Source organism: Blastococcus sp. SYSU D01042 (assembly GCF_054050515.1).
Genome location: NZ_JBJGZM010000013.1, coordinates 43,729 through 51,878, shown reverse-complemented (window position 1 = coordinate 51,878; position 8,150 = coordinate 43,729). Strand labels below are relative to the sequence as shown.

The following is an 8,150-nucleotide window of genomic DNA, read 5'->3' as shown; positions in this document are numbered from 1 at the left end:
GCAGACACTCGACCCTCACGGGCGTCGTCCCTGGCTGGATGTCCAACACTACGCCGGTTTCCGTTGCCCCCGCCAGCGGCGGGTCCCGGTCCGGCAGACCCTCAGGTCCGCGCGGCGCATGGAGAACAGTACACGCCCTCCAGGGGTGTCTGCAGGGGGGGGTCCCCCCGGGCCTCAGGGCCGACCTGCGCCGGCCAGGAGAGCCCGGGATCCCGGGCTTCTCAGGCGACGCCGCGTGGCCGGAACTGGACGCTGACGCGGGGTCCCACCGGCTTGGCCGTCTTCGGGATGCAGTGCTCCCACGTGCGCTGGCAGGAGCCGCCCATGACGACCAGGTCGCCGTGCCCCAGGGGGAAGCGCAGGCTCTCTCCCCCGCCGACGGGACGGAGCAGCAGCGGCCGGGGCGAACCGAAGGAGACGATCGCGACCATCGTGTCGCCCGCGCGGCCGCGGCCCAGCCGGTCGCCGTGCCAGGCGACGCTGTCGCGGCCGTCGCGGTACAGGCACATGCCCGCGGAGACGAAGGGCTCGCCGAGTTCGGGCCGGTAGTGCTCGTCCAGCGCCGTGCGCGCCTGCGTGAGGAGCGGGTGGGGCAAGGTCTCGCCGGCGCCGTACCAGCGCAGCAGCCGCGGGACGGTCACCTCGCGCTCGTACATCTGCCGGCGGTCCTCGCGCCAGCCGATGTCGCCGAGCAGCACCTCGAGCACCTCGTCGGAGCCGGTGACCCACCCGGGCAGGTGGTCGACCCAGGCTCCGGCGCTCAGCACGTGCCGCTCGACGCGGCCGGCCAACGGGGTGAGGGCGGCCTCCTCGGCGACGTCCCACATGGAGGGCTGGTGCGCGAGCATCACCTGCGGCACGCTACTCCGAGGTTTCGCACATGTGTGCGAAAAGCTGTGGACAGCTCAGTCGTCGGCCGGTTCGCGGGCCCAGCGCAGCGTCTGCGGCATGCGGGGCGCCGGCACGGCTGCCCGGAGGCGCGGCCACCCCCGCCGGACCGGACGATCCGGCACGGCGGCGTCGGGGCGGGGCAGCCGGGCGAGCTGGTCCCACCGGCGGACGAAGGCGCCGTGCAGGTACAGGGGCTCCTCGAGGAGCTCGTCGGATCGGTCCACGGTGCACTCCCCGGCGGAGGGGCGGTCCCCGGGTGGCTTCGGGAGCATCGATGGAACGTCGCCCTCCGCCGGAGGACCAGGGTCCAAAGGACCGCGTGCCTCCTCAGGCGGTGAGCGCGAGCGCGAAGGGCAGCACGGCCGGCGCTCCAGCCCGGCGCAGCTCGCGGCCGGCCACGGTCATCGTCCAGCGCGAGTCGGCCAGGTCGTCGACCAGCAGCACCGGACCCGCCACGGACGCCAGCCGCTCGCGCAGCTCGGGGCCCACGACGATGCGGTCCCACACGGCGGCCAGCCGGAAGGCGCTGTTCCCGCCGGGCTGACCGGTCGGCCCCCCGTGGGCCAGCGAGAGCTCGCCGAGGTAGTCCAGCCGGCCCATGCGGGCCAGGCCCTGGGCGACCCCGGTCACCAGGCGCGGCCGGCGCCGGGAGGGGACGGCGACCACCGCCACGGGCCGCTGCACCCAGTCCCACGCGGCGAGCACCCGCGCGCACGCACGGAGGAGTTCCTCGTCCGGGGGCACGTCGGAGAGCGGGTGCTGCAGCGGGACGTCGAAGGCGGCGTCCGGGTCCTCCTCGATCCCGGGCGCCTCGAGGTCGACGAACCCGCCCACGCCGTCGTCGCCGAGGAGGCTGCGCAGGCGCTGCCCCCAGCCGAGGTCGGTGAGCCGGGCGACGGCCCGGCCGGGCTCCAGCTGCTCACCGGCGGCGATCTTGCCCTTCACGTCGACGCCCAGCCGGTCCGCGCCGGTGGGCCACTGCGCCCGCGGAGCCAGCTCCACGCCGGGCCGGTCGAGCGCCGCCGAGGCGGCCTCCGCGGCCGCCTCCGGCACGTCGGTGGAGTACCAGGGCCCGGCGCACACGTCGCAGCGGCCGCAGGGGACCGCGGTCGGGTCGTCGAGGGCGGACTGGAGGAACGCCATCCGGCACTCGGCCTCCCCGACCGGGCGGGCGTAGGCCAGCATCGCCCGCTGCTCGGCCTCACGGGTGCGGGTGACCCGGCCGTACCGGTCGGCGTCGTAGACCCAGGGCCGGCCGGTCGAGCGCCAGCCGCCCTGTACCCGCTCGACCGCGCCGTCGACGGCCAGCACCTTCAGCAGCAGCTCCAGGCGGGAGCGGCGCACGTCGGCCACCGTCTCGAGCCGGGCCACCGACCAGGCCTTGCCGTCGGCCATGGCGGTCAGCACCGCGGCGGCGTGGTCCTCCCGCGGCATGGAGGAGGTGGCGAACCACTGCCAGATCGCGATGTCCTCCGGACCGGGGAGCAGCAGCACGTCGGCGTGCTCGACGGCACGACCGGCACGACCCACCTGCTGGTAGTAGCTCACCGGCGACGACGGCGCCCCCAGGTGGACGACGAACCCGAGGTCGGGCTTGTCGAAGCCCATGCCGAGGGCCGAGGTGGCGACCAGCGCCTTGACCCGGTTCTCCCGCAGGGCCTCCTCGGCGTCCTTTCGGTCGGCGTCGTCCAGCCGGCCGGTGTAGGCGCGCACCTCGTGCCCGGCGTCGCGCAGCAGCGCGGCGGTCTCCTCCGCCGCGGCGACGGTGAGCGTGTAGACGATGCCGCTGCCCGGGAGGTCGCCGATCCGGGCGGCCAGCCAGGCGAGCCGGGCGCGGTCCGAGGGGAGCCGGAGCACACCCAGCCGCAGCGAGTCCCGGGACAGCGGGCCCCGGACGGTGGTCACCTCCACGCCGCCGGAGCCCAGCTGTTCGGCGACGTCGTCGACCACGCGCTCGTTGGCGGTGGCGGTCGTCGCCAGCACCGGCGTGCCGGCGGGCAGCGTGCCGAGCAGGTCGCGGATGCGGCGGTAGTCGGGGCGGAAGTCGTGGCCCCAGTCGGAGACGCAGTGCGCCTCGTCGACGACCACGAGGCCGCAGCGGGCGACGAGGCCGGGCAGCTGCTCCTCGCGGAACCGGGGGTTGGTGAGGCGCTCGGGCGAGACGAGCAGGACGTCGACGTCGTCGGCCGCGAGGCGGGCGGCGATGTCGTCCCACTCGGTCATGTTGGCGCTGGAGATCTCGACCGCGCGGATGCCCGCCCGGGCCGCGGCCGCCACCTGGTCCCGCATGAGGGCGAGCAGCGGGGAGACCAGCAGCGTCGGGCCCTTGCCCCGCCGGCGGAGCAGCGCGGTGGACACGAAGTAGACCGCCGACTTGCCCCAGCCGGTGCGCTGCACGACCAGCGCCCGCTGCGAGCGCTCGACCAGCGCCGAGACGGCGGCGTCCTGCCCCTCGCGGAAGACCGCGCCCGGCCGGCCGGTGAGCTCGCGGAGCACGGCCAGCGCCTCGTCGGCGATCTCGGACGTCGGTGCCGCGGTCGTCATGCCCCGACAGTAGGCACCGCGGGTGACAGGACCGACCGGCGAGCGGGAGCTGTGGACGGGAGTGGAGAATCCACAGGCGATGGCACACCAGGGGCAGCGACCGCCGGACAACCACGTGCACACGCACTGGTCCTGGGACACCGCCGACTCCTCGACGATGCGCACGGCCTGCGAGAAGGCCGTGCAGCTGGGGCTGCCGGCGATCGCCTTCACCGAGCACCTGGACTTCACCGTCTGGGACCCCGACGACCGGGCGACCGACGAGGGCCTGGTGGAGAGGCATGCGTCCCGGCACGCGGAGATCGACGTGGACGGCTACTTCGCCGAGCTCGAGGACGTGCGCGGCCGGTTCCCGGAGCTGCGCATCCTGTCCGGCGTCGAGACCGGCGAGCCGCACCTGTTCGGCAGCAGCGTCGCCTCCTACCTGCGCCAGGCGCCGGTCGACCGGATCCTGGGCTCGCTGCACTCGCTGGCCCACGAGGGGAAGCTCTACGGCGTCGGCCACCTGCTCTGGGAGGACGACGACGGCACCATGCGCCGGTACCTCGGCGAGCTGGTGGACATGATCGAGAGCAGCGCCGTCTTCCAGGTGCTCGCGCACGTCGACTTCCCGCGCCGGTACTGGCCCGGGGGGACGCACCGCTTCGTCGAGAAGGACTACGAGGAGGAGTACCGGGCCGTCTTCCGCGCGCTGGCCCGCTCCGGGCGGGCACTGGAGATCAACACCAGCAGCCCGCTGGCCTCGGCCGACCAGATGCGCTGGTTCTTCGAGGAGGGCGGGGAGGCGGTCAGCTTCGGCAGCGACGCGCACACGCCGTCGGCCGTGGGGCAGAAGTTCGACCTCGCCGTCGACGTGGTGGAGGCGGCGGGCTTCCGTCCCGGTCGCGACCGCTTCGACTTCTGGCGGCGCTGACCGGCGGGTCCCAGCGCCTCGGCTCAGGCGATGCGGGGCAGCGGCGCGGTCACCGGCACCTGCACCGGCACCGCCCGGCGCACGGCCGGGGGCGGCGGGGGCAGCGGCGTCCGGGTGATCGCGGTGTCGGGGAAGACGAACCGGTAGGTCGTCTCGTTGTCCTGGACGGCGAAGGTCTGCCCCTCCGGGCCGGCGTGGTGCAGCACCAGGCCGTCGACCCGCTCGGCGACGCGGCGCAGCGCGGCTGCGTCGGAGACGTCGACGACGCTGCGGCCCGGCGTGAGGCCGGCCACCGGCAGGATCCGCGCGGCGTTGCGGACGGCGAACGCGTCGGCGGCGTCGCCGGTGCGCGGCCGGCCGAGCCAGCCCGTGACGGCGGCGACGACGGCGGCCAGGACCAGGACGACCCCGGCGAGGAGCCGGGCCGCCCCGATCGGCAGGTCCACGCCGAGCACGGTGAACGACCGCGCCACCACCGCGTCGACGGAGACCGGGACGGAGGCGGTGGGCGCGAAGGCGGCCTCGGTGGCGGGCGGCCGCAGCGCCACCGTGTCCATCGTGAAGGTGAGCGGGGCCAGCTCCCCCGCCGTGAACGGCCGGCCCTGCACCGTCCCGGTCACCGCGACGACGGGCGTGACCAGGATGCTGGCGGAGCCGGCGCTGCCGCCGATCTCGGTGTTGTGCCGGCCGACGAGGGAGGCGGCGAGGGTGGGCTCGATCTCGGCGGCCGCCGTGACCGCGCCGTCCTGGACGGGGACGGCGGGGCTGCTGCCGAGCGGAGCGCTCCAGCCGTCGGCCGTGGCGACGGTGAGGTCGAGCCGGACGGTGCCGTCGACGGCGTCGAGGCCCGGGGCGCTGAGCTCGTGGGCGAAGGAGACCGTCACCGCGTCGGCGAGCCTGGTGTAGATCGGGTCGCCGGTCGTGACGGCGCCGGTCGGGTACGTCGTCCCCGCCTCGGCGTCGCCGGCGTAGGAGAACCGTCCCTCCTGGGCGACGGTCCGCGACCGGGCCTCGGTCTCGGTCGAGGGCAGCGCGAGCAGCACGGCACCGCCGGCCGCCGCCAGCAGCGCCACGGCGCCGGAGGCGATCGCGACCTGGCGGGCCTGCGCGCGCGTGGGCATGGAGAGGGCGGGCAGCGCGCGGGGCGCCGGTCGGGCCGCGCGGTGGCGGGGGGCAGGACGGCCCTTCCGCGTGCGGCGGCTGGTGGTGAACAGCCCCAGGGCGAGGACGAGGACGAGGGACAGCGCCCAGGGCGAGGCGATCGCGGCCAGCGCCTTGCCGCCCTGCGGGACCTGGCGGAAGAGCTTGCCCATCACCTGGTCGGAGGTGGGGCGGTCCTCGTCGAGCCAGTCGTTGTTGTCGCCCTGCAGCACGAACCGGTCGCCCTCGACGGCGACGATCCGGTGCATGACGACGGTGTCCAGCGCCTCCGATCGGTAGGCGACGACGTCGCCGACCTCGTAGGAGCCGGCGGGCCGGAGCACCGCCAGGTCACCGGTGGAGAAGCCCGGCTCCATGCTCACGCCGTGCGTGGTGACGTACGTGGTGGAGCCGCCGAGCTGCGCGGGCCAGAACAACCAGGCAGCCGCCAGCACCAGCGCGGCGACGGCGCTGGTGCTGGCGGCTCTGGCTGCGGCGTTCATGCTCGCTTCCGGCTGGGCGGGCAGGCGCCTCACGACGCCTGCCGCGCTCACGTGCGAAGGACTACTCGGCCACCGTGAGGGCGATGCCGTCGAAGCTGGCGATCTTGGTGTCCGCGGGCAGCGGGCAGTTGATCGGCGTGTGGTCGGTCTCGAAGGGGAGGATGGTGCAGAGCTGCGCGGTGCCGACGGGGTCGCCGTCCGCCTCCTGGAGCTGCACGTACGCCTTGAGGCCCTGGACGACGGCCGCGTCGAAGTTCTCCGTGACGTCGAAGTCGATCGAGGTGACCTCGGACTTGTCGACCGGGTCCAGCACGTAGTCGATGTTGGTCGTGGTGGCGCCCGTGACCTCGGCGTCCCCGTAACCGGCGACGGTGTCCTGGACGTCGTTGCCGGCGGTGAAGGCGGAGGTGGCGACGCCGGCAGCGGCGACCGCGGCACCGGCGAGCAGAACGCGCGTCAGGCGCATGGGAGTGTCCGTTCTCTCGTGGCCCAGACCCGCTCCGGACGATCCGTCGTCCGTTCCGCGATGGCTGCGCCGTCATCCTTGACGCAGGCACTTTCGGCAGCCCGGGCGCGGACTCAACTCCTGTCCCAGGAGAAAACCGGAGCCCCGGTGAGAACGGCCGCGAGATCTGCACACTCGGGCACTTCAGCGCCCTGAATGCCCCGAGTGTGCAGATCTCGCGGAGTGGTCAGCGCGAGTAGTACTCCACGACCAGCTGCTCCTCGCAGATCACCGGGACCTCCTCACGTGACGGCGTCCGCTCGTAGCGCGCCGCCAGGTCGGCCAGCCGGACCTCGAGGTACGTGGGGGGCTCGGCGTGCGCGCCGGAGGCGGCGACGAGGAAGGGCTCCTTCGTGCGCGACTTCTCCGCGATCTGCACGAAGTCGCCGGGCTTGAGCCGGTAGGACGGCCGGTCCACGCGCGCGCCGTTGACCAGCACGTGCTGGTGGGTCACGAACTGGCGCGCCTGGTAGATCGTGCGGGCGAACCCGGCGCGCAGCACCGTGGCGTCCAGCCGCGACTCGAGGTCCTGGATCAGCGCCTCACCGGTCTTGCCGCCCGTGCGCCGGGCGCGGTCGAAGGCGGCGCGCAGCTGCGTCTCGCTGATGTCGTACTGCGCCCGCAGTCGCTGCTTCTCCTTGAGCCGGGTGGAGTAGTCGCTGTCCTTGCGGCGCTTGCGGCCGTGCTCGCCCGGCGGGTAAGGGCGGCGCTCGAAGTAGGCGACCGCCTTGGGGGTGAGCGGGATGCCGAGCGCCCGGCTGATCCGGATCTTGGGCCGGGGAGTGTTCACGTGGTCCTCCGTCTTTGGTTAGGCTCACCTTACCCACACTCCCGGAAGCTTCGAGGTGCTCCCATGACGGCTGGATCCACGCCGGGCCGGTTCCGCGCCGGCATCCCGGCACCGGTCACCGCGCCACCGGCCGCAGGCGGCCAGCCCTCGGCGGCCGAGCGGGCCCGCACCGTCGCGGCCCGGCCCTCGGCCGCGCTGCACGTCCTCGGGACGGGGACGACGCCCGCGCTGGCGGCGACCACCACCGCCGACGGCGCCACGCTGGTCGTCGTCCCCACTTCCGGCCCGCTGCTGCGCGCCCTGCGGGACTCCCCCGTGGGCGACCTCCCCGCCCGGCTGACCGTCACCGACCGCGGGCCGTCCGCCCTGCGCCGGCCGATCCGGGCGCTGGTGGAGCTCGCCGGCTGGCTGAGCCCGGTGCCGGCCGACGAGGTCCCGGCCGCCGTGCTGGCCTTCGCCGAGGGCTGCCCCTGTGACGCCTTGTTCGAGGTAGGGCTGACCGCCACGCTGCTGCGGCTCGACGTCGCCGACGTGGTGCTGCACGAGGCGCAGGCGGTCGACCACATCGAGCCGGAGGACTTCGTCGCGGCCGCTCCCGACCCGGTCACCGCCGCCGAGGCCGACCTCCTGACGGCGGAGTCGCAGACGCTGGCCCGGCTGCGGGTCCGGGTTCAGGCGTGGGCCGGCCGGCGGGACGACGTCCGCCTGCTGGGTCTCGACCGCTTCGGCGTCCGCTTCCGGGTGGAGTCGCCGCGCGGGGGCTACGACGTGCGCGTGGCGTTCTCCGAGCCGCTGACCAGCAGCGCGGAGTTCGCCGCCGCCGTCGGCTGCCTGCTCAGCTGCGCGCTCGACTGAACCCGGTGG

At 74.7% G+C, this 8,150-nt stretch carries 8 protein-coding genes; 2 read left to right on the top strand and 6 right to left on the bottom strand.

The genetic code is table 11. The features are described from left to right. Positions 1-221: 221 nt before the first annotated feature. The 3 genes from ACI79H_RS18890 to ACI79H_RS18880 form a co-directional block, all read right to left on the bottom strand. On the bottom strand, positions 222-848 hold the full coding sequence (locus ACI79H_RS18890; RefSeq protein WP_456555964.1) for an alpha-ketoglutarate-dependent dioxygenase AlkB: 627 nt from the start codon (positions 846-848) through the stop codon (positions 222-224). 57 nt (positions 849-905) lie between these two features. Then, positions 906-1,115, bottom strand: coding sequence for a hypothetical protein (locus ACI79H_RS18885; protein ID WP_456555963.1), 210 nt, complete (start codon positions 1,113-1,115; stop codon positions 906-908). Between the two features lie 103 nt (positions 1,116-1,218). Further along, complete coding sequence (locus ACI79H_RS18880) at positions 1,219-3,435, bottom strand: DEAD/DEAH box helicase (protein ID WP_456555962.1); 2,217 nt, start codon at positions 3,433-3,435, stop codon at positions 1,219-1,221. Between the two features lie 79 nt (positions 3,436-3,514). On the opposite strand from ACI79H_RS18880, the gene ACI79H_RS18875 reads away from it, so the two are divergent. Then, on the top strand, positions 3,515-4,348 hold the full coding sequence (locus ACI79H_RS18875; RefSeq protein ID WP_456555961.1) for a histidinol-phosphatase HisJ family protein: 834 nt from the start codon (positions 3,515-3,517) through the stop codon (positions 4,346-4,348). A 23-nt stretch (positions 4,349-4,371) separates the two neighbouring features. Here the strand turns inward: ACI79H_RS18875 and ACI79H_RS18870 are convergent, their stop codons facing one another. The 3 genes from ACI79H_RS18870 to rpsD form a co-directional block, all read right to left on the bottom strand. Beyond that, positions 4,372-5,991 carry a signal peptidase I gene (locus ACI79H_RS18870; protein ID WP_456555960.1) on the bottom strand — a complete coding sequence of 540 codons (1,620 nt, stop codon included), beginning with the start codon at positions 5,989-5,991 and terminating at the stop codon, positions 4,372-4,374. A gap of 61 nt (positions 5,992-6,052) precedes the next feature. Beyond that, complete coding sequence (locus ACI79H_RS18865) at positions 6,053-6,457, bottom strand: hypothetical protein (RefSeq protein WP_456555959.1); 405 nt, start codon at positions 6,455-6,457, stop codon at positions 6,053-6,055. Positions 6,458-6,683: 226 nt separating this feature from the next. Then, the gene (gene rpsD, locus ACI79H_RS18860; RefSeq protein ID WP_456555958.1) at positions 6,684-7,286 is read right to left on the bottom strand and encodes a 30S ribosomal protein S4; all 603 of its coding nucleotides are present in this window, start codon (positions 7,284-7,286) and stop codon (positions 6,684-6,686) included. 63 nt (positions 7,287-7,349) lie between these two features. Between rpsD and ACI79H_RS18855 the strand changes: the two genes are divergently transcribed. After that, entirely contained in the window at positions 7,350-8,141 is a 792-nt protein-coding gene (locus tag ACI79H_RS18855; RefSeq protein WP_456555957.1) for a DUF2470 domain-containing protein, read from the top strand. The last annotated feature ends 9 nt before the right edge of the window (positions 8,142-8,150 follow it).

Coding starts and splice junctions, on each gene's coding strand:
- ACI79H_RS18865 (WP_456555959.1), bottom strand. CDS start 6,457: ATGCGCCTGACGCGCGTTCTGCTCGCCGGTGCCGCGGTCGCCGCTGCC.
- ACI79H_RS18875 (WP_456555961.1), top strand. CDS start 3,515: ATGGCACACCAGGGGCAGCGACCGCCGGACAACCACGTGCACACGCAC.
- ACI79H_RS18870 (WP_456555960.1), bottom strand. CDS start 5,991: ATGAACGCCGCAGCCAGAGCCGCCAGCACCAGCGCCGTCGCCGCGCTG.
- ACI79H_RS18855 (WP_456555957.1), top strand. CDS start 7,350: ATGACGGCTGGATCCACGCCGGGCCGGTTCCGCGCCGGCATCCCGGCA.
- ACI79H_RS18890 (WP_456555964.1), bottom strand. CDS start 848: ATGCTCGCGCACCAGCCCTCCATGTGGGACGTCGCCGAGGAGGCCGCC.
- ACI79H_RS18880 (WP_456555962.1), bottom strand. CDS start 3,435: ATGACGACCGCGGCACCGACGTCCGAGATCGCCGACGAGGCGCTGGCC.